26 protein-coding genes are annotated in these 20596 nt (G+C 64.9%); 17 read left to right on the top strand and 9 right to left on the bottom strand.

Annotation, left to right across the window (positions count from 1 at the left end; genetic code table 11):
• Positions 1–71: 71 nt before the first annotated feature.
• Both rlmN and PU724_RS18365 read left to right on the top strand, forming a co-directional pair.
• On the top strand, positions 72–1307 hold the full coding sequence (gene rlmN, locus PU724_RS18360; RefSeq protein ID WP_354423303.1) for a dual-specificity RNA methyltransferase RlmN: 1236 nt from the start codon (positions 72–74) through the stop codon (positions 1305–1307).
• On the top strand, positions 1304–1780 hold the full coding sequence (locus tag PU724_RS18365; protein WP_292350861.1) for a hypothetical protein: 477 nt from the start codon (positions 1304–1306) through the stop codon (positions 1778–1780). The genes rlmN and PU724_RS18365 overlap by 4 nt, the downstream gene beginning before the upstream one ends.
• On the opposite strand, the gene PU724_RS18370 is transcribed toward PU724_RS18365, so the two are convergent.
• Positions 1752–2393, bottom strand: coding sequence for a LysE family translocator (locus PU724_RS18370; protein WP_292350859.1), 642 nt, complete (start codon positions 2391–2393; stop codon positions 1752–1754). The two genes, PU724_RS18365 and PU724_RS18370, sit on opposite strands and share 29 nt — an antisense overlap.
• A gap of 185 nt (positions 2394–2578) precedes the next feature.
• Between PU724_RS18370 and PU724_RS18375 the strand changes: the two genes are divergently transcribed.
• From PU724_RS18375 to PU724_RS18385, 3 genes are all read left to right on the top strand, one after another.
• Positions 2579–3802 (top strand): argininosuccinate synthase, encoded by a 1224-nt coding sequence (locus PU724_RS18375; protein WP_354423305.1) that lies wholly within the window; start codon positions 2579–2581, stop codon positions 3800–3802.
• Positions 3803–3984: 182 nt separating this feature from the next.
• A complete protein-coding gene (locus PU724_RS18380; RefSeq protein WP_426213450.1) occupies positions 3985–4569 on the top strand; it encodes a hypothetical protein in 585 nt (194 codons plus the stop codon).
• A gap of 167 nt (positions 4570–4736) precedes the next feature.
• On the top strand, positions 4737–5204 hold the full coding sequence (locus tag PU724_RS18385; RefSeq protein ID WP_127283963.1) for a hypothetical protein: 468 nt from the start codon (positions 4737–4739) through the stop codon (positions 5202–5204).
• Positions 5205–5300: 96 nt separating this feature from the next.
• Here the strand turns inward: PU724_RS18385 and PU724_RS18390 are convergent, their stop codons facing one another.
• Positions 5301–6098 carry a lytic murein transglycosylase gene (locus PU724_RS18390; RefSeq protein WP_127283962.1) on the bottom strand — a complete coding sequence of 266 codons (798 nt, stop codon included), beginning with the start codon at positions 6096–6098 and terminating at the stop codon, positions 5301–5303.
• 163 nt (positions 6099–6261) lie between these two features.
• Here PU724_RS18390 and PU724_RS18395 point away from each other — a divergent pair, with 163 nt between their 5' ends.
• From PU724_RS18395 to rpsP, 8 genes are all read left to right on the top strand, one after another.
• Positions 6262–7509, top strand: coding sequence for a flavin monoamine oxidase family protein (locus PU724_RS18395; protein WP_354423309.1), 1248 nt, complete (start codon positions 6262–6264; stop codon positions 7507–7509).
• A gap of 84 nt (positions 7510–7593) precedes the next feature.
• On the top strand, positions 7594–8691 hold the full coding sequence (locus tag PU724_RS18400; RefSeq protein ID WP_127308922.1) for a zinc-binding metallopeptidase family protein: 1098 nt from the start codon (positions 7594–7596) through the stop codon (positions 8689–8691).
• A 64-nt stretch (positions 8692–8755) separates the two neighbouring features.
• On the top strand, positions 8756–9358 hold the full coding sequence (locus PU724_RS18405; RefSeq protein WP_127283959.1) for a DUF1236 domain-containing protein: 603 nt from the start codon (positions 8756–8758) through the stop codon (positions 9356–9358).
• Positions 9359–9525: 167 nt separating this feature from the next.
• On the top strand, positions 9526–10470 hold the full coding sequence (locus PU724_RS18410; protein ID WP_354423312.1) for a CPBP family intramembrane glutamic endopeptidase: 945 nt from the start codon (positions 9526–9528) through the stop codon (positions 10468–10470).
• Positions 10470–11411: a glycosyltransferase gene (locus tag PU724_RS18415; protein WP_320321065.1), complete on the top strand. Its 942-nt coding sequence runs from the start codon at positions 10470–10472 to the stop codon at positions 11409–11411. Before PU724_RS18410 ends, PU724_RS18415 begins: the two co-directional genes overlap by 1 nt.
• Positions 11412–11691: 280 nt before the next feature.
• On the top strand, positions 11692–13302 hold the full coding sequence (ffh, locus tag PU724_RS18420) for a signal recognition particle protein (protein WP_354423314.1): 1611 nt from the start codon (positions 11692–11694) through the stop codon (positions 13300–13302).
• Between the two features lie 7 nt (positions 13303–13309).
• Positions 13310–13636, top strand: a complete 327-nt coding sequence (locus PU724_RS18425; RefSeq protein ID WP_127283955.1) for a chorismate mutase — start codon at positions 13310–13312, stop codon at positions 13634–13636.
• Positions 13637–13685: 49 nt separating this feature from the next.
• Positions 13686–14087, top strand: coding sequence for a 30S ribosomal protein S16 (gene rpsP, locus PU724_RS18430; protein ID WP_127283954.1), 402 nt, complete (start codon positions 13686–13688; stop codon positions 14085–14087).
• Positions 14088–14158: 71 nt separating this feature from the next.
• Here the strand turns inward: rpsP and PU724_RS18435 are convergent, their stop codons facing one another.
• The 6 genes from PU724_RS18435 to PU724_RS18460 all read right to left on the bottom strand — a co-directional run bounded on the left by PU724_RS18435 (position 14159) and on the right by PU724_RS18460 (position 17605).
• Positions 14159–14422 carry a glycine zipper domain-containing protein gene (locus tag PU724_RS18435; RefSeq protein WP_126086823.1) on the bottom strand — a complete coding sequence of 88 codons (264 nt, stop codon included), beginning with the start codon at positions 14420–14422 and terminating at the stop codon, positions 14159–14161.
• A 146-nt stretch (positions 14423–14568) separates the two neighbouring features.
• The gene (locus PU724_RS18440) at positions 14569–15093 is read right to left on the bottom strand and encodes an SRPBCC family protein (protein WP_127283952.1); all 525 of its coding nucleotides are present in this window, start codon (positions 15091–15093) and stop codon (positions 14569–14571) included.
• Positions 15094–15114: 21 nt separating this feature from the next.
• Positions 15115–15525 (bottom strand): DoxX family protein, encoded by a 411-nt coding sequence (locus tag PU724_RS18445; RefSeq protein WP_135858999.1) that lies wholly within the window; start codon positions 15523–15525, stop codon positions 15115–15117.
• A gap of 139 nt (positions 15526–15664) precedes the next feature.
• Positions 15665–16156: an SRPBCC domain-containing protein gene (locus PU724_RS18450; RefSeq protein WP_354423317.1), complete on the bottom strand. Its 492-nt coding sequence runs from the start codon at positions 16154–16156 to the stop codon at positions 15665–15667.
• Between the two features lie 55 nt (positions 16157–16211).
• Positions 16212–16559, bottom strand: coding sequence for an ArsR/SmtB family transcription factor (locus PU724_RS18455; protein WP_354423319.1), 348 nt, complete (start codon positions 16557–16559; stop codon positions 16212–16214).
• A gap of 140 nt (positions 16560–16699) precedes the next feature.
• Complete coding sequence (locus PU724_RS18460) at positions 16700–17605, bottom strand: bestrophin family protein (RefSeq protein WP_127391864.1); 906 nt, start codon at positions 17603–17605, stop codon at positions 16700–16702.
• A 185-nt stretch (positions 17606–17790) separates the two neighbouring features.
• On the opposite strand from PU724_RS18460, the gene PU724_RS18465 reads away from it, so the two are divergent.
• The 3 genes from PU724_RS18465 (at position 17791) to PU724_RS18475 (ending at position 18977) form a co-directional block, all read left to right on the top strand.
• Entirely contained in the window at positions 17791–18207 is a 417-nt protein-coding gene (locus tag PU724_RS18465; protein ID WP_354423321.1) for an ACT domain-containing protein, read from the top strand.
• A 66-nt stretch (positions 18208–18273) separates the two neighbouring features.
• Entirely contained in the window at positions 18274–18543 is a 270-nt protein-coding gene (locus PU724_RS18470; RefSeq protein WP_126086816.1) for a type II toxin-antitoxin system Phd/YefM family antitoxin, read from the top strand.
• A 2-nt stretch (positions 18544–18545) separates the two neighbouring features.
• Positions 18546–18977, top strand: a complete 432-nt coding sequence (locus tag PU724_RS18475; RefSeq protein WP_354423323.1) for a growth inhibitor PemK — start codon at positions 18546–18548, stop codon at positions 18975–18977.
• Positions 18978–19124: 147 nt separating this feature from the next.
• On the opposite strand, the gene PU724_RS18480 is transcribed toward PU724_RS18475, so the two are convergent.
• Positions 19125–20159: an aspartate-semialdehyde dehydrogenase gene (locus tag PU724_RS18480; protein WP_127283946.1), complete on the bottom strand. Its 1035-nt coding sequence runs from the start codon at positions 20157–20159 to the stop codon at positions 19125–19127.
• Positions 20160–20338: 179 nt separating this feature from the next.
• On the opposite strand from PU724_RS18480, the gene PU724_RS18485 reads away from it, so the two are divergent.
• A partial coding sequence (locus PU724_RS18485; protein ID WP_426213455.1) for a hypothetical protein occupies positions 20339–20596 on the top strand: 258 nt, incomplete at its 3' end.

Raw genomic sequence — 20596 nt, forward strand, 5'->3', positions numbered from 1 at the left:
GTGCTATGCGCCGCGCTTCATTTCGGGCACGATGCTGAAATCGGCCGCAAACCGCTTATATTGGCGCAACCATGACCCTTTCACTTGATCTTACCGCCGAAGGCGCGCGCGACGCCTTGCGTGCTCGCGCCACGCCGGCCGAAAAGCCGACGCTGATCGGCCTCACCCGGGCTGAGCTCGGCGCCGCCCTCGTCGAGGCCGGCATCGTGCCGGAGCGCCAGGCGAAAATGCGCGCCCAGCAGCTCTGGCACTGGATGTATGTGCGCGGCGTCTCCGACTTTTCCGGCATGTTCAACATCTCCAAGGATCTGCGCGCCGAACTCGACAGGCATTTCACCGTCGCGCGGCCCGAGATCGTCGAGGAGCAGATCTCCGCCGACGGCACCCGCAAATGGCTGTTCCGCTTTCCGCCGCGCGGCGCCGGCCGCCCGGTCGAGATCGAGACCGTCTATATCCCCGAGGAAGGCCGCGGCACGCTCTGCATCTCCTCGCAGGTCGGCTGCACGCTGACCTGCTCGTTCTGCCACACCGGCACGCAGAAGCTGGTGCGAAACCTGACTACGGAAGAGATCCTGGCGCAGCTGCTCACCGCCCGCGACCGCCTCGGCGACTTCCCCGACCGCGACACGCCCGACGGCGCCATCGTGCCGGCCGAGGGCAGAAAAGTGTCCAACATCGTCATGATGGGCATGGGCGAGCCGCTCTACAATTTCGAGGCGGTGAAGAAGGCGCTGCTGATCGCCTCCGACGGCGACGGCCTGTCACTTTCGAAGCGCCGCATCACGCTGTCGACCTCCGGCGTGGTGCCGGAAATCTTCCGCACCGGCGAGGAGATCGGCGTCATGCTGGCGATCTCGCTGCATGCCACAAACGACGACCTGCGCGACCTTTTGGTACCGATCAACAAGAAATATCCGCTGAAGGAGCTGATCGCCGCCTGCCGCGCCTATCCCGGCCTCTCCAACGCCAGGCGCATCACCTTCGAATATGTGATGCTGAAGGACGTCAACGATTCGCTCGACGACGCCAAGGCGCTGGTCAAGCTCTTGAAGGGCATCCCGGCCAAGATCAACCTGATCCCGTTCAACCCGTGGCCGGGCACCAACTACCAGTGCTCGGACTGGGAGACGATCGAGAAATTCGCCGACTACATCAACAATGCCGGCTACGCCTCGCCGATCCGCACCCCGCGCGGCCGCGACATCCTCGCCGCCTGCGGCCAGTTGAAGTCGGAATCGGAGCGCATGCGCAAGGTCGACCGGCTGGCGCTGGAAGCGATGATGATCGCGGGGCACGGCGAGGCGTGAGCCGCTTCGTCGCCTACCTCATCCGCTTCGCCGTCATCCTGGTCGGCTACATCGCCGCCTCGCTGGCGGCCAGCGCCTTCCTCAACATCCTGTTCCTGGGCTCGCTCGGCTATACGCCCGACCAGGCCCACCCGACGGCGGCCGCCTCGCTCTATTTCTCGATCCCCTTCGTGGCGTTGTTCGTCGCCTATTTCGCCTTCATGCCGGCGGCGGTCGTCATCGTCGCCGCCGAGATCCTCGGACGGCGCGACTGGCTGTTCTATGCGATCGCCGGCGGCGGCGTCGCCGCGGCCTTCCTCGGTTTCGTCCGCCAGGGCGGCGATCCCGACTTCGTCGTCGCCGACACCAGCGCCATCCTGGCGGTGATCGGCTCCGGCATGGTCGGCGGCATCTTCTACTGGCTCGCCGCCGGTCGCTGGGCCGGAAGCTGGCGCGAGACCCAGCCTATTTCGCCTGGGCCGTCAGGATCTTGAGCGCGAAGGCCGAGAACACGCCGCCGAACAGATAGTCGACCACCCGCATCACGCGAGGGCTTGCCTTCATCGCCGCCGAAAATCTTTCCGCCGCCAGCACCATCGGCACCACCACAGGCGTCGACAGCACGATGAACATGACGCCGAGGAAGAACAGCTTTCCGGGCGCGTTCGGGTCGTGCGCGGAGACGAACTGCGGCAAAAACGTCATGAAGAACAGGATGATCTTCGGGTTGAGCAAATTGACGCCGAGCCCGGCCGCCCAGCTGCGGAACAGCGAGATACGCGGGCCGGCCTTCTTCTCCGGCGAGAAGGCCGAGCCCTTGCTGACCGCTTGCCACGCCAGAAAGACCAGATAGCCGGCGCCGAAGATTTTCAGGACGAAAAAGGCCATCGGCGAGGCGACGATCAGCGCCGAGACCCCGACCGCCACCAGTGTGGTGTGGATCAGCGTGCCGCAGAGCGCCCCTGCCATCGAGGCAAAACCGGTGGCGCGGCCATGGCTCAGCGTCCTCGACACGAACAGCGTCATGTCGGGCCCCGGCGTGATCGCCAGGATCACCGTGGCGATGGCGAACTGGATCAGCGTCGTTGCGTCGGGAAGGAAGGACATCGGTCGCGCGCGCCCCAGAGAAGGATTGCGGAGCCTATAATGCAGCCATTTCAGCTTCGCCAGCGGCTGACCGGCGCGGCGTCTGGTCCAGCCCTTGCTGGCATCAAAGGCCGGTTCGTCTCTTGCGCAGCCCGGAAACGCCGTGATACCTCGCCCGCGAAACCTTTCCCGCGGAACCGCCAAAAATGTCCAAGACCAAAAGCGTGAAGAAAGTCGTGCTCGCCTATTCCGGCGGCCTCGACACCTCCATCATCCTGAAATGGCTGCAGACCGAGCTCAGCGCCGAAGTCGTCACCTTCACCGCCGACCTAGGCCAGGGCGGCGAGCTGGAGCCGGCCCGCCGCAAGGCCGAGCTGATGGGCATCAAGGACATCCGCATCGTCGACGTGCGCGAGGAATTCGTCGCCGACTTCGTCTTCCCGATGTTCCGCGCCAATGCCGTCTATGAAGGCACCTACCTGCTCGGCACCTCGATCGCCCGGCCGCTGATCTCCAAGCACCTCGTCGAGATCGCAAAGGAAACCGGCGCCGACGCGATTGCCCACGGCGCTACCGGCAAGGGCAACGACCAGGTCCGTTTCGAGCTGTCGGCTTACGCGCTTAACCCCGACATCAAGGTCATCGCGCCGTGGCGCGACTGGTCCTTCAAGTCGCGCACCGACCTGCTGAACTTCGCCGAACAGCACCAGATTCCCGTGCCGAAGGACAAGCGCGGCGATGCGCCGTTCTCGGTCGACGCCAACCTGCTGCACTCCTCCTCGGAGGGCAAGGTGCTGGAGGATCCGTGGACGGAACCGCCGGAATTCGTCCACCAGCGCACCGTCTCGCCGATGGACGCGCCGGACAAGGTCACCGAGATCGAGATCGAGTTCCTCAAGGGCGACCCGATTGCGCTGAACGGCAAGAAGCTGTCGCCGGCGACGATGCTGGCCGCGCTCAACGACCTCGGCCGCGACAACGGCATCGGCCGGCTCGACCTCGTCGAGAACCGCTTCGTCGGCATGAAATCGCGCGGCGTCTACGAAACGCCCGGCGGCACCATCCTTATCGCCGCCCACCGCGCCATCGAATCGATCACGCTCGACCGCGGTGCCGCCCACCTCAAGGACGAGTTCATGCCGCGCTATGCCGAGCTGATCTACAACGGCTTCTGGTTCTCGCCGGAGCGGCTGATGCTGCAGGCGATGATCGACAAGAGCCAGGAGGATGTCGAAGGCACTGTGCGGCTGAAGCTCTACAAGGGCAATGTGATGGTCACCGGCCGCAAGTCGAAGAAGACGCTCTATTCCGACGCGCTGGTCACCTTCGAGGACGACCGCGGCGCCTACGACCAGAAGGACGCCGCCGGCTTCATCCGCCTCAATGCGCTCCGGCTGAGGACGCTCGCGGCGCGCACGCGCAAGGGCTGACATAGTTGCTGCGGGACGCTGTGCCGGTCCCCGCGAAGGCAGAAACGACCAAGAAACCCGGTGGACACGCCGGGTTTTTTATTTCCATCTCCTAATATAAGGGAAATAAGAGCGACCGGACTAAGTTCCCGTTTGACCTTTCGGCAGCTTCATCTAAGTTCCGCCGCGGGATCGGCGGGGTTTTGACAGTGAAAAAAGCTATTTCTGTTCTGCTTGCGACGGCTATCGCTTTCGCGGCGTGCCAGGCCTCACAGGCCGCGAAGCGTGAGGCCAAGCCGGATCTGGACGGCTGCATAGCCGAAGCCCGCGCATGGAACATCACGCTCAAGCACGATATCGCCGGTTTCATGGGTGTGTCGCTGGAGCGCATGCCGGCCCTGTTCTGCGAACGCCTTGCCGCCGGCGTGCGCAGCGGCCGCATCACCTATTCCGATGTCAACAACCTGCAGCTCGACCAGCCGACCGAAATCTGGATGGTCCTCAAGGGCAAGCCAAGGCCGGCTGCGGTTACGAAAACCCCGGCCCCGCGGACGTCCAACTTCCGTAATTGCACCGGGAGAGACGGCATCTTCCAGGTTCCCGCCTCCCGGAAATGCCCGCCGGGCGGCTACGGGCATTTCGAGCAGCCGTCCCAAAGGGAGATTAAGGCCAGGTCAAGCGTGGCCACCTCAGCGCCGCGGAACGCCAGATTCCATACCTGCTCAAATGTTTTCACCGGCACCTTCGAGGTTCCCGCTTCCCGCAAATGCCCCTTGGGCGGCGGCTAATCGTAAGTTGCCGGAGTCCCGCTGGAGATCGAGGGCAGGCCAAGGGCGGCTCCTCCGCCCCTTCCAGGTTCCCGATTCCCAGAAATGCCCATTGAGCGGCTACGCGCATTATTGAGACCGAGTGATTGGGCTTCGAGCCTGATCCTAGCTATGGAGGGACTTCGACGATGAAGAACGGTATTTTTCTCTTGCTTTCAGCGGCAGTCATCTTCGGCGGATGCCAGTCCCCGCAAGCCCTGGCGGCACCGACGTCCAAGTTCCGTACCTGCAGCGGATTTGACGGCCCCTTCCAGGTACCCGTTTCCCGGAAATGTCCGGTTAGCGGCTATGCGCATTCCGACGAACCGACCAAAATGGACACCAAGGGCAGGTCAAAGGCGGCTACGGCGCCGCGGTCGTCCAAGTTCCGTACCTGCAGCGGATTTGACGGCCCCTTCCAGGTTCCCCTTTCCCGGAAATGCCCGGTGAGCGGCTATGCGCATTCCGACGAGCCGACCAAAATGGACACTAAAGCCAGCTCAAAGGCGGCTACGGCGCCGCGGTCGTCCAAATTCCGCAACTGCAGCGGCATTGACGGCAGCTTCCAGGTTCCGATTTCCCAGAAATGCCCGTTGAGCGGCTACGCGCATTACTGAGAGCGTATCTGGTCGTTCCGAGCGTCTGGGCTTCACCTGCTCCATAAACAAAAAGCCCGGCACATGGCCGGGCTTTTCTGTCGAGTGGAGATGGCATCAATTGCCGTCGATCGCTTCCGCGATGCGGGCAATGGCCTGCTGGTAGACGCTGGCCGAGTTCCAGCCGGCAATGGCGCCCATATTGGCCTGATAGCTCGCGCCGGCCCGCCAGCCATGGCCCTTGAGGTAGTTGGCGGTGGAAGCGAGCGCGGTATTCCTGTCGCGCAGGTTGCCGTTGCCGACGCCGTACTTCAGGACGTTTCCGGGCAGGAACTGCGTGTGGCCGATTTCGCCATGCATGGCGCCCACGGAAGCTGAGGTCAACGTTCCGCGATCGACCAGCTTCAGCGCCGCAATGGCATGCGGGTAGAAATAGTCCGGGCGGCGGCAGTCATAGGTAAGCGTCAAAATGGCGGACACCGTGTTCTGGTTGCCCATGGAGGCGCCGAAGCCGGTCTCCATGCCCCAGATGGCGAGCAGCACGCCGGGCGGCACGCCGTAGGTCGATTCGATCTTGTCGAACAGCGCCGCGTTCGACTTCTTCAGCGAACGGCCCTTTGAAATGATCGCGGCCCCGCCGCGGCGCTTCATGAAATCTTCCACCGAGCCACTGAACGCCTTGTGGATGGCGCGGTCGGCGGAGATGGTCCTTGTCGCGTAGGTCGCGCCTGCCAGAGCGGCCAGACCCCTCGAGCCGACACCTTCGGCCTGGGCCTGTGCGGCAAAGTCCTGCTTCCAGGCGTCGAAGCCGGCGCTGTTCTTGCCACAGCTGCCAGCCGCCTGCGCGCCCGTCGCCAGCGCAAGCACTGCCATCACCGCGGCCGCAAAAATCTTTCCCTTGGCAAGAAATGCCATCTCGTTCTCTCCTGATTGCCTGAATCACGTCCCGGTTGCGAATTTGCCAGTGAAACGCCCGGTTGTCACCGCCCCCGCGGCTGCACTGGTTGCTCGATGCTGGCGAATGAAGCGGAATTTGCCTACGATCAAGTATTTATTGTGGCGGAGGGGCTCGATACATATGGATGATGTTGATGTTGTGATCATCGGCGCCGGCTCGGCCGGGCTCTCAGCCGCGAAAACCCTGCGCGCCGCTGGCGTCTCCTTCAAGCTATTGGAAGCGATGGACCGCATCGGCGGCCGCGCCTGGACCAGCGACCGGCATTTCGGCGCCCCCTTCGACATTGGCTGCGCCTGGCTGCATGCCGCGGACCGCAATCCCTATTTTCCCGAGGCGCAGGCCGCCGGCTGGACGCTGCACCATCACGATATGAACGTCGACCATCTCTATTACCGCCAGCGCAAGGCGAGCGAGGCGGAAGAGGCCGAGATGAAGGCCGCCGACGCGCGGCTGTTCGAGCTGCTCGCCACGCATAAGGTCGAGGAAGGCGACGACGACCGGCTTTCGGCGCTGCTCGCCAGGGGCCAGGCGCCGCGCGCCGCAGCCACCTTTGCCGGTCCGATGGATTTCGGCGCCGACGAGGACGAGATCTCGATCCGCGATTTCCAGGCCGCCGCCGACCTCGACCCGAATTATTTCAGCAAGGAAGGGTTCGGCGCGCTGGTCGCCCGTTTCGGTGCCGATGTGCCGGTCGAGCTGTCGACCCCGGTGCGCCGGATCTTCTGGAACGGACCGGATGTCGCCTGCGTCACCGATCGCGGCACCGTTCGCGCCAGGGCGGTCATCGTCACCGCCTCGCCGGCGGTGCTCGCCTTCGAGGAGATCGCCTTCTCGCCGGCCCTTCCCGACGCGCATTTTTCCGCCTTCTTCGATCTGCCGATGGGCATGCTGACCAAACTGCCGGTCGAGGTGAGCGCAACCAGGCTTGGCCTGCAGCCCTTTGACGACCTGCTGATCGAGCGGCTGGCCAGGCACGACATCTATTTCCTCTGCTTTCCCTTCGACCTCGATCTGATGGTCGGCTTCGTCGGCGGCGACTTCGCCTGGGAGATGTCGGCGGCCGGCGAGGCGGCGGGCATCGACTTCGTCGTCGACCGGCTGTGCGACATTTTCGGCGCCGACACCCGCAAGCATGTCGGGCGCGCCATGATGACCAACTGGGGCGGCGAGCGTTACGTGCGCGGCGCCTATGCCGCGGCGCGGCCCGGGCGGTCGGAGGCGCGCGCCACGCTGATGCAGCCGGTGGCGGACAAGATCTTCTTCGCCGGCGAGCATCTGGCGGGACCGCTGATCCAGACCTGCGGCGGCGCCCGGCTGTCGGGCGAGAGCGTGGCGCGGCAGGTGGCGGCCGTGCTTGCGGCCAAATAGCGCTGGAACGCCTGGTCGCGACCGGGCGTTTGGGTGGGGCGCGATCCCGCCCTATATGCTGGCGCTGATGGGTTTGAGTGCAAGATGAAGCTGTTCGACTGCCCGCATTGCGGCCACCGCCTCTATTTCGAGAACGCCCAGTGCCTGAACTGCGCCAGCCTCGTGCTTTACGATCCGCAGCTGTCGCGTTTCACGCTGTCGGACGTTGATGGCGCCTACCACTGCACCAATGCCGACGAATGCGCCTGCAACTGGCGGACGGAGCCAGGCCAGGCCTTTTGCCGCGCCTGCTCGTTGAACCAGCTCATTCCGAACCTGTCCGTCGACGGCAACCGCCGGCGCTGGATCCGCGTCGAGGCTGCCAAGAAACGCGCCATCTATTCGCTGCTCGCCTTCGGCCTGCCGGTCGCGCCCAAGCAGGGCCCCGGCGACGAGGCCGGCCTTGCCTTCGATTTCCTTGCCGATCCGATCGGCGGCGGCCCCGGCGGCGAGCGCATCCTCACCGGCCACGACAATGGCCTGATCACGCTCAACGTCGCCGAGGCGGATTCGGCCGAACGCGAGCGACGGCGTGTCGCGATGGGCGAGAACTATCGCACGCTGCTCGGCCATTTCCGCCACGAGCTCGGCCATTATTATTGGGACCGGCTGATCCGTGACGACCCGCAAAGGCTTGCCGCTTTCCGCGCCCTGTTCGGCGACGAGCGCGCCGGCTACGAACAGGCGCTGACGGCCTACTATGCCAATGGCGCGGCGCCTGACTGGCAGCAGGCTCACATCTCGGCCTATGCAACGTCGCATCCATGGGAGGATTGGGCAGAGACCTTCGCGCACTATCTGCACATCACCGACACGCTGGAGATGGTGCATGCGCTGAACTTTCCGCTCGGCCGGCTGGAGACGGTCGATGCCGACGCCCTGCCGCGCAGCGACACCGGCGGCGAGCTGCTGGCGGCGCCCGCGGAGCCAAGGCACGAACCCGAGCCTTTCGAAAGGATCCTTGACCGCTGGCTGGTGCTGTCGGAAGCATCCAACTCGATCAACCGCTGCATGGGCCTGCCCGACCTCTACCCCTTCGTCATCTCGGGCGTGACGGCGCACAAGCTCGGCTTCGTCCATGCACTGCTGGCCGGCCTGCCGCAAGAAAACGGAACAATTCGTGAGCCGGCAGAAGCATTTTAGCCGGAACGCATAAGGCTCGGCTTCGTTTTCGTCCGCGAGGGAGCATGAAAACGGAGTGAAATCCATGAAAACCTTACTGTTTCCCGCCATCGCTGGAGCGCTCGTCGCCATGTCGGGTGCGGCCCTGGCCGAAACCGCGGTTTCGGCCGTCACAGACCTTAATGTGCGCGCCGGTCCCGGCCCGCAATATCCGGTCATCGGCGTGCTGGCCGCCGGCCAGTCGGCGACGCTCCAGGGCTGTATCGCCAACAGCAAATGGTGCACCATCGCCGAGGCCAACGGCCAGGGCTGGGTCTATTCCGACTATGTGACGGCCGATTTCGGCGGCAACGCGGTCGTGCTGACACGGCGCCCGGCGGATGCCGGCATTGCCGTCGTCGAGGCGCCTACCGACGAACTCTACTCGGACAGCTATACCGGCGCCATCGTGTCGGGCGACGAGCCACTCGATCCGATCGCGCGGCCGCCGGCCGAAGTCGGCACCTATGTCAGCACGCACCGGCTCGATCCGGTCTATCTCGACGGCGAGGTGGTGACCGGCGCGACCCTGCCCGACAGCGTCGAGCTGCGCGAAATCCCCGATTACGACTACCGCTATGTCTATGTGAACAACCAGCCGGCGCTGGTCGATCCCGGCACGCGGCGCATCGTCTACGTCATGCGCTGACAAATGCCGCAACAAGCGGCCGCCTGATGGCGGCCGCTTGCCCCTCTTCACAGATGCGAAACCACGAGCCCAAGCCGTGGCGAGGATGATTGCGCGCGAAGCGCCGATCCCATAGATCAGGCGGACCCGGACGCGTTCGGCGCTTGCGTTCGGCTGAGGGAAACCGCGTGATCATCGACAAAGCCGCGTTCGAGCGCTACCGGCGCTCGCCGAACGCCAGGACAACCCCGCTCCGGCTCCTGTTTGGAACCGCCATCGTCGTGCTGTTCTGGATGGCGACGACCCTGGCGGTGCTGCTCGGCGGCACCTATGCCTTTGTCGTCTGGCGGGTTTCGACCGGCGCCGGCCCGGCAACCGGTGGCCCGGTCCAGGACTTCCTGGCTTCGCGCGAGGGCATCCTCACCGCCCTGGTCTCCTTCTCCGGCATCTGGATCGGCCTCTGGTTTGCCATGCGCTTCGTGCATCGCGAGCCGCTGGCGGCGCTGGTCGGGGACAGCCGCCGCGTTTCCTGGCCGGGCTTCCTCAAGGGGCTGATCGCGGTGCTGATCACCTCGCTACTCTCCGAAATCCTGCTCTACTGGCTGCAGCCCGAGATCGCGCGCGGCGCCATCGGCCTGTCGACATGGCTGCTTTTCCTGGTCCCGATTGTGCTGCTCGCATTGCTGCAGACCTCGTCCGAGGAGGCGCTGTTTCGCGGCTATCTCCTGCGCGGCCTCGCCAACCGGTTCAGCAACCCACTGATCTGGGCAGGGCTGCCGCTGCTGCTGTTCAGCGCGCTGCACTGGAGCGCGAGCTCGACGCTCGCCATCAATGCCTGCGTGCTGGTCTCGATCGCCAGCTTCGCGCTGGTGCTGACGCTTCTGGTCTACGCCACCGGCAATCTGGGCGTGGCCTTCGGCGCCCATCTCGGCAACAATCTGACCGGCTTCCTGCTGATCTCGCATCAGGAAAGCTACAATTCCTTCGCCCTGTTCAACGCCAGGCCGCTGGAGGGTCCCGGTTGGACGGGGTTCGATGCGGTCCTCATCGCGGCGATCGGCATCGTCAGCAGCCTGCTGACGGCAGTGCTTCTGCTGCACCCGCGCTCGCCGCTAAGGGTCAGGCCGGCCTGATGCGCGTCACGCTGGTGGTGGAAGGGGCGATCCCCTGCAAAGGCTATGGTGGCACGGAACGCCAGGTCGACTGGCTGGCGACGGAACTGGCGCGGCTCGGGCACAGGGTGGTCGTGATCGCCGCGCCCGGCTCCAGCCATCCACTTTGCGAGGTGCGGCCGGCGGCGTCGCGGGCCGAGTGCCGCGCTGCCATCCCCCAGGATACCGACATCGTCCATTTCAACGGCCGGTATATCGAGGTGCCCTTTGCGACCCTCAACACCGAGCACGGTTTTTCGCCCCAGTCCCCGAGGTTGCGCCCGAACTGGAGCTTCGTCAGCGCCAGCCACGCCCGCAACCATGGCCGCGAGACCTTCGTCCATAACGGCTTTCCGGTCGACGAGTACCGGCTCGCGGCGACAAAGAGCGACCGCCTGCTGTTCCTCGCCGGCATCGCCCGCGCCGGCAAGAACCTCAACCGCGCCGTCGACCTTGCCAAGGCATTCGATTTCGCGCTCGACATTGCCGGCGGCTCGCGCTGGCGCCTGCTGACGCGCAGCCAGGTGCGGCGCCAGGGCGTCTTCTTCAAGAGCCTTGGCGGCCGCTATCGCTTTCACGGCATCGTCGGCGGCGACGAAAAGCTGCGCCTGCTGGGCGAGGCAAAAGCCTTCCTCAATCCGATCGCCTGGGAAGAGCCGTTCGGCATGGCGCCTGTCGAGGCGATGCTGTGCGGAACGCCGGTGCTGACGACATCGCGCGGCGCCCTGCCTGAGATCGTCGACGCCGACACCGGGCGCCTTTTCGACACGGATGCCGAGTTCGCGCAGGCTTTCGCCAATATCGCCGCGCTTTCACCCCAACGGTGCCGCGAGTCCGCCGCAGACCGGTTTCCCATGTCGAGGACAGCAAAGGGCTATCTCGACCTCTATGCGCGCATCCTCGACGGCGAAAGCCTGCCCTGAGAACGTGCCGCGCGCGACGTTTTGGCCGTTGAACCGGCCTCAGCCTTGACTCAGCGGGCGATTTCCTGTCTAGAGCAGCACGAATTCCGCGACGAGTTTCCCTCGCGAAGCCGACCAGGACGCCGAAACCTCTTTGAGGCAGAAGCTGTAAAGAGATCCTGGAGGCCAACACCCGGCAGCGCAATGCGCCCCCGGGTGCTTTTTGGCTTTGGGCTTTGCTTGGCGACCCGGCGCGAACGCACTACCTCTCGGTCGAACCCACCGAGATCAAGGACCGCAGATGTTTGAATCCCTTCAGGAGCGTCTTGGCTCCATCCTGAATGGCCTGACGGGCCGCGGCGCGCTGTCCGAAGCGGATGTCTCGGCGGCGTTGCGCGAGGTGCGCCGCGCGTTGCTCGAGGCCGACGTGGCGCTGGAAGTGGTGCGTTCCTTCACCGACAGGGTGCGTGAGAAGGCCGTTGGCGCCGCGGTGCTGAAGTCGATCAAGCCCGGCCAGATGGTCGTCAAAATCGTCCATGACGAGTTGGTCGAGATGCTGGGCGCCGAAGGCGTCGCCGTCGATCTCAACGCGCCGGCGCCCGTCGTCGTCATGATGGTCGGCCTGCAGGGCTCCGGCAAGACGACGACCTCGGCCAAGATCGCCAAGCGCCTGACGGAGCGCCAGAACAAGAAGGTTCTGATGGCCTCGCTCGACACGCGGCGCCCTGCCGCGCAGGAGCAGTTGCGCCAGCTCGGCGAGCAGACCAAGGTCGCCACGCTCCCGATCATCGCCGGCCAGAGCCCGGTCGACATCGCCAGGCGCGCCGTGCAGGCGGCCAAGCTCGGCGGCCACGACGTCGTCATCCTCGATACCGCCGGCCGCACCCATATCGACGAGCCACTGATGGTCGAGATGGCCGACATCAAGAAGGTGTCGTCGCCGCACGAGATCCTGCTGGTCGCCGATTCGCTGACCGGTCAGGACGCCGTCAACCTGGCGAAAAGCTTCGACGAGCGCGTCGGCATCACCGGCCTGGTGCTGACCCGCATGGACGGCGACGGCCGCGGCGGCGCGGCGCTCTCGATGCGCGCCGTTACCGGAAAGCCGATCAAGCTGATCGGCACCGGCGAAAAGATGGACGGGTTGGAGGAATTCCACCCCAAGCGCATCGCCGACCGCATCCTCGGCATGGGCGACATCGTCAGCCTGGTCGAGAAGGCCGCCGAGAACATCGACGCCGAGCAGGCGGCGGCGATGGCCAGGAAGATGCAGTCGGGCAAGTTCGACCTCAACGACCTAGCCCGGCAGCTTCAGCAGATGTCGAAAATGGGCGGCATGGGCGGCATCATGGGCATGATGCCCGGCATGGGCAAGATGAAGGACCAGATGGCCGCGGCCGGCCTCGACGACAGGATGTTCGGCCGGCAGCTCGCCATCATCTCCTCGATGACCAAGGCCGAGCGCGCCAATCCAGACATCCTCAAGCACTCGCGCAAGAAGCGCATCGCCGCCGGCTCCGGCACCGACGCGGCCGAGATCAACAAGCTGTTGAAGATGCATCGCGGCATGGCCGACATGATGAAGGCGATGGGCGGCAAGGGCAAAGGCGGTGGCCTGATGCGCGGCATGATGGGCGGCCTCGCCTCGAAAATGGGCCTTGGCGGCATGATGCCGGGCGGCCCCGGAGGCCTAATGGGCGGCGGCATGCCTGACCTCTCCAAGATGGACCCCAAGCAGCTCGAAGCCTTGCAGAAGCAGGCGCAGGCGGCCGGTCTCGGCAAAGGTTTGCCGGGCGGGTTGCCCGGCGGTCTTCCCGGCGGCGGCCTGCCTGGTCTTCCAGGCGGCATGAAGCTGCCTGGCCTTCCGGGCCTCGGTGGCGGCGGCCTGCCGGGCCATGGCAAGAAGAAGTGAGGGCACCATGAACGAAGACAAGGACATGGCCGACGCTCGCAACATCCTGGCCGGCTACCGCGCATCGATCGACAATATCGACGCGGCCCTCATCCACATGCTGGCCGAGCGCTTCCGCTGCACCAAGGCGGTGGGCGTGCTGAAGGCCGAGCATGGCCTGCCGCCGGCCGATCCGGCGCGCGAGCAGCAGCAGATCGCCCGCCTTCGCCAACTGGCGAAGGATGCGCATCTCGATCCCGATTTCGCGGAAAAATTCCTCAACTTCGTCGTCCGCGAAGTGATCCGTCATCACGAACAGATCGCCGCATCCAACGGCGTGACGAAAACCGGTTGAAACCCAACCCAGACCATCAAACGAAATCAGAGCTTTTTAGGAGAAAACAATGGCACTGAAGATCAGACTGGCCCGCGCGGGCTCGAAGAAGCGTCCTTACTACCACGTCGTCGTCGCCGACGCGCGTTCGCCGCGCGACGGCCGTTTCATCGAGTCGCTCGGCTCGTGGAACCCGCTGCTGCCGAAGGACGGCGAGCGCGTCAAGGTTGACGCCGAGCGCGTCAAGCACTGGCTCTCGCACGGCGCCCAGCCGACCGACCGCGTTCTGCGCTTCCTCGACGAGGCCGGCCTTGCCAAGCGTCCGGCCCGCTCGAACCCGCAGAAGGCCGAGCCGGGCAAGAAGGCGCAGGAGCGCGCCGCCCTGCTGAAGAAGGCGCAGGAAGATGCCGCCGCCGCTGTTGCCGCGGCCGCCGCCGCGCCGGCCGAAGCGGAAGCCGCCACGGCCGAGTAATCCGGCCCGAATCGGTTAGCGAAAACGGCGGGCTTTGCCCGCCGTTCTTGTTTCAGGCGTCCCGGGAGGGATCAGTAGCCTTGCGGGCAACGGGCGATGTAGACGCGCCCGTAGCGATCGCGGTAGCGGCAGCGGTCCGGTTCGCTGGCACGACCGATCAGCGCGCCCGCGACGGCGCCGACAGCACCACCGACCACAGCGCCTTCCACCGGGTCATTTGCCACGGCGGCACCTACGGCCGCGCCGCCCAGGCCGCCGACTGCGGCACCCTTTTCCGTCTGCGAGCAGGCACCGAGTGCCGTCGCCAACGCCAGGATGATCATCGCTTTCTTCATTGTCGTTCCTCTCACACGCCGTCCTCGCCGCCATCCCGTTAACTCTCGGACGGCTAATTTGATCCCGAGGACATCGAAGATTGCCGATGCCAGCGCCAGCGCAGGGCTCCTCACCTCACCTGGATATCATTGAAATTATTATCGTTTCACCGTTCGGTCACGCGCTTCAGATTGCCGAGCCCGGTCTCGAAATCCTTGCCGATCAGCGTGTCGAAATTCATGAACAGGCCCATCAGCTTGGCGACGAACGGCCGGCCGCCGCGCATCGCCCAGGTGACCGTCGTGGTTTCGCCGGACGGCGTCAGGGTGAAGTCGACTCTGTTGCTGGCCCGAAACGGCTTCTCGAAATCGAGCTTCAGCGCCACCAGCGACGACGGAACCGAGCTGGTGATCTCCATCCGCCCGACGCCTGCCTTGCCGTTGCCTTCCCAGGCATAGGCGGCGCCCTTGCCGCTTTCGGCGCCGGACAGCGTGCGCTTCATGTCCGGGTCGAGTTTTTCGTAAGGCGACCATTCGGGCCAGCGCCTGAAGTCGTTGATCAGTGGAAAGATCGCTTCCGACGGCGCCGCGATGCTGGCCGAGCGGCTGACGACGAAATCGTTCGGCCGGGTCGCGGCATAGATGAGCACGGCGGCGATTATGACCAGGATGATGACGACGGCTGTAAGCATTGTGCCTATCCTTCCAATGGCTTAGCGGGTGAACGAAAGCAGGGCGCGCACCCTCGGGTCGCGCAGGAACAGCCCGCCCCACAGGATGATGCCGAGATAGACGCCGAACAGTATGTGCGAGAACAGTGGGCTGCCGATGCGCACATGGGTGGCGATGGCGCCACCCATATAGGCGGTGAGCAGGATGGCCCCGAGCACCGAAGTGCGCGGCAGCGCATAGAGCGCGGTCGAGACCAGCCCGATGACGCCGAGCAGGCGCGCGGAATTGGGATCGGCTGGCCAGCCGAGCTGCGTCATGGTCTGGGTGACGATATCCATGGGCGGCAGCTTGATGACGCCGTCGAAGATCATGAACAGCACGATGATGGCGCTGAGCGCGCGGCCGGTCCACAGGGCGCCCGACGAGACGGGCGCGGTTTGCGTAATGCTCATTGACGTTCCCTCCTGGGATCCTGGGCGCTGGCCATCTTTGCCAGGGCTCGAACCAAGGACGCCGGACAGGTCGACGGTCCGACACGTCCCGGTATCTTTTTCGCAAACGGCGCGCGGGCGCGCGTGATCACCCCCGCGCTCAGAGTGTCTTGAGATAGGCTTCCAGCCGCGCGTAGCTCGCCATGACCATCTGGCCGAAGCCCATCTTCACCGCCATGTCGCGGGCAGCGATCGAATTGGCGCGGATGTTGGCGACGATCCGCGTCTTGCCGCCGGCATCCTCGAACAGGATGGTCGTCACCATGTTGGGCGGCAGCAGGGTATCCTGCCACTGGCCGCGGTCGAGTGGCGCGTCGCGATAGACGATCCGCTCCGGCGGAGCGATTTCCAGATAGACGCTGTTGGTCGGATACTCGCTGCCGTCGGCAAAGCGCATGGTCAGGCGGAATTGCCCGCCCGGCCGCACATCCATCTCGCAGACCGGATAGGTCGAGCCTTCCGGTCCCCAGAACCGCACCAGATGGTATGGATCGGTGAACAGCTTGAACATCAGCGCGCGAGGCGCATCGAAGGTCCGGGTGATGATGATCACCGGGTCATCGGATGGTGTGTCGATGCACTGATCCGTCACGTTTCCCTCTCTGGATTGTGCTGCCGCGCGTCGGTCGCAAACTGGTTAGCCGGCTTCAATTTCGACCTCCGCCGGGCTCACCGGCCTGCAGACCCTGCAGATAGGTCTCCAGCCGGTCGAAGCGGGCGTCCCACAGCGCGCGATAGGACTCCAGCCATTCGTCGATCTCGCGCAATGGTTCCGGCTGCAGGCGGCGCGGCCGAAACTGGGCGTCGCGGCCGCGCGCGACCAGGCCGGCGCGCTCGAGCACCTTGAGGTGCTTCGACACCGCCGGAAAGCTCATGGCAAACGGCTCGGCCAGCTGCGTAACCGAGGCCTCGCCGAGCGCCAGCCGCGCCAGGATGGCGCGTCGGGTCGGGTCGGCAAGCGCCGCGAGGGTCCGGCTGAGGCTATCCGTCGTCATGTTTATTGAACCAGATGGTTATATAACCTTTTGGTTCTATACGAGAGGCCGCCGGCCGAGTCAAGCGGCGCGGTATCGAGGGGGAATGCGGGCAGCGCCCCATCCGGCTCGCAAACCGGACGGCAAGGTTCCTGGGGGCGTCAGGAGAAGTAAAACCGTTCGGCCGGGATCATCTTCGGCGCCGGCTCGCCGAGCGCCTCGAACACCGAGATTTCGCAGACGCGGCAAAGGCCATCGAGCGCAAGGTCGTTGGGCTGGGTGCCGAAGGGATCCTCGAGCTCTTCCGACAGCGCGTCGAGGCCGAAGAAGGTATAGGCGATCAGCGCTGTGAACAGCGGCGTCGCCCAGCCGGCGGGCGCGGCCAGCCCGAACGGCAGCAGCAGGCAGAAAACGTAGGCGGTGCGCTGCAGGAGCAGCGTGTAGGCGAAGGGCAGCGGCGTTCCGGCGATGCGCTCGCAGCCGGCCTGCGCCGCGGCGATCTCCGACAGGCGCTCGTCGAGGATGCGGTAGCCGATCGTATCGATGGCGCCGGACTTGCGCAGCCCGGCAACGCGCGCGCCCATGCGGCGCAGCATGGCGTCGGGGGCATTGACGGCCTTGGCCACGGCTTCGACTTCATCGCCGATGAAGCCGCGCGCGTCCGGCGCGGCGTCCACCCGCCTGAGCGACCCGCGCAGGAAATGGCAGAACGCGATCGCCTCCATCAACAGGCCGCGCAGCTCGGCCCGGTCATCGATCAGGCCGGTCGAGGCGCGCGCCAGGTTGCGGATGTCGAAGACGAGCTGGCCCCACAGCTTGCGCGCCTCCCACCAGCGGTCGTAGGCGGCGTTGTTGCGGAAGCCGAGATAGATCGACAGCGCCACACCGAGCAGGGCGAAGGGCGCCGTACCGGCATTGCCGAAGTCGAGCTTGAGGGCTTTTACGACCAGCAGCACAAGCGCGCCATAGGCGGCAAAGCCGAAGATCTGCGGCAGGATGCGCGGCACTACCGAGCCGCGCATGATGAAGAACAGATGCAGGAAGCGCGGACGCGGGCGGACGATCATCAAAACCCCCAGACGGACCGGTGCGATCCCGATGCCCTATTGTGCTATGCACCGGCAAGGCAAGCTCGGCCGCCAGCGACATTTCCGTGTCGCCCGGGTTGGCACTACCGGTGCTCATCCGGCCGGTCTAATGACGAGGGTGGACCCGCGAGACTGGCGACCGCGCGCCGCCCGAGGGAGGAAAGATGACCGGCGAAACCGATCTGCAAAAATTGTTGGCGTCGATGACGCCGCACCTGCTTCCCGATGTCCACGTCTTCGCAACGCTGGCGCCGGGCGCGGCCATGCCGGAAGGCCTCGATCCGGTCATGAGCTTTCGCGAGCAGGAAGGCCTTACGCTGATCGTGAAGGAGGACCAGGCGAGAGCGGCCGGCATCGACGGCATCTTCCGCTGCCGGATGATCACGCTGAACATCCATTCCTCGCTGGAAGCCGTCGGCTTCCTCGCCGCCATCACCACGCGGCTGGCCGCCGCCGGCATGGGCGTCAATCCGGTCTCGGCCTTTTACCACGACCATCTGTTCGTCCCGGCGGATCGGGCGGAGGAGGCGATGGAATTGCTGCAGCAGCTAGCGACGGATAGTGCCCGCCCGGAGTTTTGACAGAAGCGCATAAACTGCGTAAATTATGAGAAATACGCAAATTACGCAATTTAGGAGGAGCACGCCATGCGAGAAGTTCCGGCCACAGAATTCGCCCGCAATTTTGGCCGCTATCGAGAAATCGTGCAGCGAGAACCGGTTGCGGTGATGAGCCATGGACGCCCAACTGGCTATTTTGTCTCGGCGGTCGAGTATGAAGACCTCCAGCGCTACAAGAACCTGGCTCAGCAGTCATTTGCGACCAGGGATTTGCGGCGCGAGGAGGTGGAGGCTATCGCCAGCGGCCGCATGTCATCAGAGCATGACCACCTGAATGCCCTGATGGACACCAAGTAGGCATGCCGCTACCCGATCCGCAGCTCGGCCTCGTTATCTCCTACGCGTATCTTTGGCATCATGAGCGCCAAACCGGACAGGATGAGGGGCGAAAGGATCGCCCTTGCGTGATCGTGCTCGCCGTTGATCGCGGGGCAGACGGACTGAACGTCACAGTGGTGCCAGTTACGCACGTGCCGCCGGTGGACCCATGGCTGGCGATCGAGCTACCGCCTGCTGTCAAACAGCATTTGGGTCTCGACAGTGAGCGCTCGTGGGTGATGCTTCACGAAGGCAATCGCTTCGCATGGCCAGGCTTCGACCTTCGCCCGGTGCCGCGTTCTGCCGATCGCTACGACTACGGCCTGCTGCCCCCGCGCCTGTTTTTATCGATCGCCGAGCGCTTCAAAGCCATTTGGGAAACCGGTCAGGGCCGCCCGGTCTCCCGCGATTGACAGGACCCGCGCCGGCAACGGTGCAGCCCGTGAGCGAAAACCAACCGGCCGCAGGCCGAGCCCGCGGGCCGCCGGTCGTCCGGCGCGCCCGCGCAGGGCCAGCCGCGTCAGCGGCGGTGCGGCCCGTGAGCGAAAACAAACCAGCCGTCAGGCCGCCTTCTTCTTCGGCTGGATCAGTCCGCGCTCGACCAAAAGCTCGGCGATCTGCACGGCGTTGAGCGCCGCGCCCTTGCGCAGATTGTCGGAGACGATCCACATCGACAGGCCGTTGTCGATGGTCGAATCCTCGCGGATGCGCGAGATGAAGGTGGCGTCCTCGCCGGCCGATTCCAGCGGCGTGATGTAGCCACCGTTCTCGCGCTTGTCCAAGACCTGGCAGCCCGGCGCCTCGCGCAGGATCTCGCGCGCCTCGTCCGCCGTGATCGGCTTCTCGAACTCGATGTTGACCGCTTCAGAATGGCCGATGAACACCGGCACGCGCACGCAGGTCGCCGTCAGCTTGATCTTGGGGTCGAGCATCTTCTTGGTCTCGGCCACCATCTTCCACTCTTCCTTGGTGAAGCCGTCGTCGAGGAAGACGTCGATATGCGGAATGACGTTGAAGGCGATGCGCTTGGTGAACTTCTTGACGTCGACCTGGTCGGCGACGAAGACCGCCCGGGTCTGCGTGAACAGCTCGTCCATGCCTTCCTTGCCGGCGCCGGACACCGACTGGTAGGTGGCCACGACGATGCGCTTGATGGTCGCCGCGTCATGCAGCGGCTTCATCGCCACCACCAGCTGCGCCGTCGAGCAGTTCGGATTGGCGATGATGTTCTTGCGCGAGAACTGCTCGACCGCGTCCGGGTTCACTTCCGGCACGATCAGCGGCACCTCCGGGTCGTAGCGGAAGGCAGACGAATTATCGATGACGACGCAGCCCTGCTTGCCGATCTTCGGCGACCATTCCTTGGAGACGTTGCCGCCGGCCGACATGATGCAGAGGTCGGTGTCGGAAAAGTCGTAGGTGTCGAGCGCCTTGACCTTCAGCGTGCGGTCGCCGAAGGACACTTCGGTGCCCTGGCTGCGCCGCGAGGCCAGCGCCACGACTTCGCTTACCGGAAAGCCGCGCTCGTCCAGAATGTTGAGCATTTCGCGGCCCACATTGCCCGTGGCGCCGACTACCGCAACCTTGAAACTCATAAAGATCTCCTGTCCCTCTCCGCTTGGTTGTTGGAGAAAACCCGCCGGCCTCATGCGGGTTCCGTCCCCCGGGCCGAACCCGGGAGAGGGTGGTTAGGCCAAGGGAATCACACCGTTTTGGTGGTGGTTTTGGCCGTAGTTTTGCTGGAACGGGCAGGCGCGCCGAGGCGCCCGGCCCGATGCTGAGCATCGTGGCTGGAGGCATCGAAGGCAAGAAGAGCCATCAGAAGGCCGCGCATCGAAGAGCAATCCCGTTCGAAGCGGGCTTTTACGCGGTTTGGAAAAAGAGTCAATTGGCGGCAGCGCTCTCCCTGGGCCGCAAGCGAAGCCCGATTAGGCAAGGATGGGATAGGATGGAAATCGTTGTTGGCATCGACGTTTCGAAGGATCGGCTGGATGTGCATGTTTTGCCGTCCGGTGAAGCGTTTTCGGTTGGT

This window comes from Mesorhizobium abyssinicae, from assembly GCF_049887195.1.
Lineage (GTDB): Bacteria > Pseudomonadota > Alphaproteobacteria > Rhizobiales > Rhizobiaceae > Mesorhizobium > Mesorhizobium abyssinicae.

Coding starts and splice junctions, on each gene's coding strand:
- PU724_RS18480 (WP_127283946.1), bottom strand. CDS start 20,159: ATGAGTTTCAAGGTTGCGGTAGTCGGCGCCACGGGCAATGTGGGCCGC.
- ffh (WP_354423314.1), top strand. CDS start 11,692: ATGTTTGAATCCCTTCAGGAGCGTCTTGGCTCCATCCTGAATGGCCTG.
- PU724_RS18470 (WP_126086816.1), top strand. CDS start 18,274: ATGCGAGAAGTTCCGGCCACAGAATTCGCCCGCAATTTTGGCCGCTAT.
- PU724_RS18460 (WP_127391864.1), bottom strand. CDS start 17,605: ATGATCGTCCGCCCGCGTCCGCGCTTCCTGCATCTGTTCTTCATCATG.
- rlmN (WP_354423303.1), top strand. CDS start 72: ATGACCCTTTCACTTGATCTTACCGCCGAAGGCGCGCGCGACGCCTTG.
- PU724_RS18435 (WP_126086823.1), bottom strand. CDS start 14,422: ATGAAGAAAGCGATGATCATCCTGGCGTTGGCGACGGCACTCGGTGCC.
- PU724_RS18440 (WP_127283952.1), bottom strand. CDS start 15,093: ATGCTTACAGCCGTCGTCATCATCCTGGTCATAATCGCCGCCGTGCTC.
- PU724_RS18405 (WP_127283959.1), top strand. CDS start 8,756: ATGAAAACCTTACTGTTTCCCGCCATCGCTGGAGCGCTCGTCGCCATG.
- PU724_RS18465 (WP_354423321.1), top strand. CDS start 17,791: ATGACCGGCGAAACCGATCTGCAAAAATTGTTGGCGTCGATGACGCCG.
- PU724_RS18390 (WP_127283962.1), bottom strand. CDS start 6,098: ATGGCATTTCTTGCCAAGGGAAAGATTTTTGCGGCCGCGGTGATGGCA.
- PU724_RS18425 (WP_127283955.1), top strand. CDS start 13,310: ATGAACGAAGACAAGGACATGGCCGACGCTCGCAACATCCTGGCCGGC.
- PU724_RS18395 (WP_354423309.1), top strand. CDS start 6,262: ATGGATGATGTTGATGTTGTGATCATCGGCGCCGGCTCGGCCGGGCTC.
- PU724_RS18455 (WP_354423319.1), bottom strand. CDS start 16,559: ATGACGACGGATAGCCTCAGCCGGACCCTCGCGGCGCTTGCCGACCCG.
- PU724_RS18445 (WP_135858999.1), bottom strand. CDS start 15,525: ATGAGCATTACGCAAACCGCGCCCGTCTCGTCGGGCGCCCTGTGGACC.
- PU724_RS18415 (WP_320321065.1), top strand. CDS start 10,470: ATGCGCGTCACGCTGGTGGTGGAAGGGGCGATCCCCTGCAAAGGCTAT.
- PU724_RS18400 (WP_127308922.1), top strand. CDS start 7,594: ATGAAGCTGTTCGACTGCCCGCATTGCGGCCACCGCCTCTATTTCGAG.
- PU724_RS18370 (WP_292350859.1), bottom strand. CDS start 2,393: ATGTCCTTCCTTCCCGACGCAACGACGCTGATCCAGTTCGCCATCGCC.
- PU724_RS18385 (WP_127283963.1), top strand. CDS start 4,737: ATGAAGAACGGTATTTTTCTCTTGCTTTCAGCGGCAGTCATCTTCGGC.
- rpsP (WP_127283954.1), top strand. CDS start 13,686: ATGGCACTGAAGATCAGACTGGCCCGCGCGGGCTCGAAGAAGCGTCCT.
- PU724_RS18375 (WP_354423305.1), top strand. CDS start 2,579: ATGTCCAAGACCAAAAGCGTGAAGAAAGTCGTGCTCGCCTATTCCGGC.
- PU724_RS18475 (WP_354423323.1), top strand. CDS start 18,546: ATGCCGCTACCCGATCCGCAGCTCGGCCTCGTTATCTCCTACGCGTAT.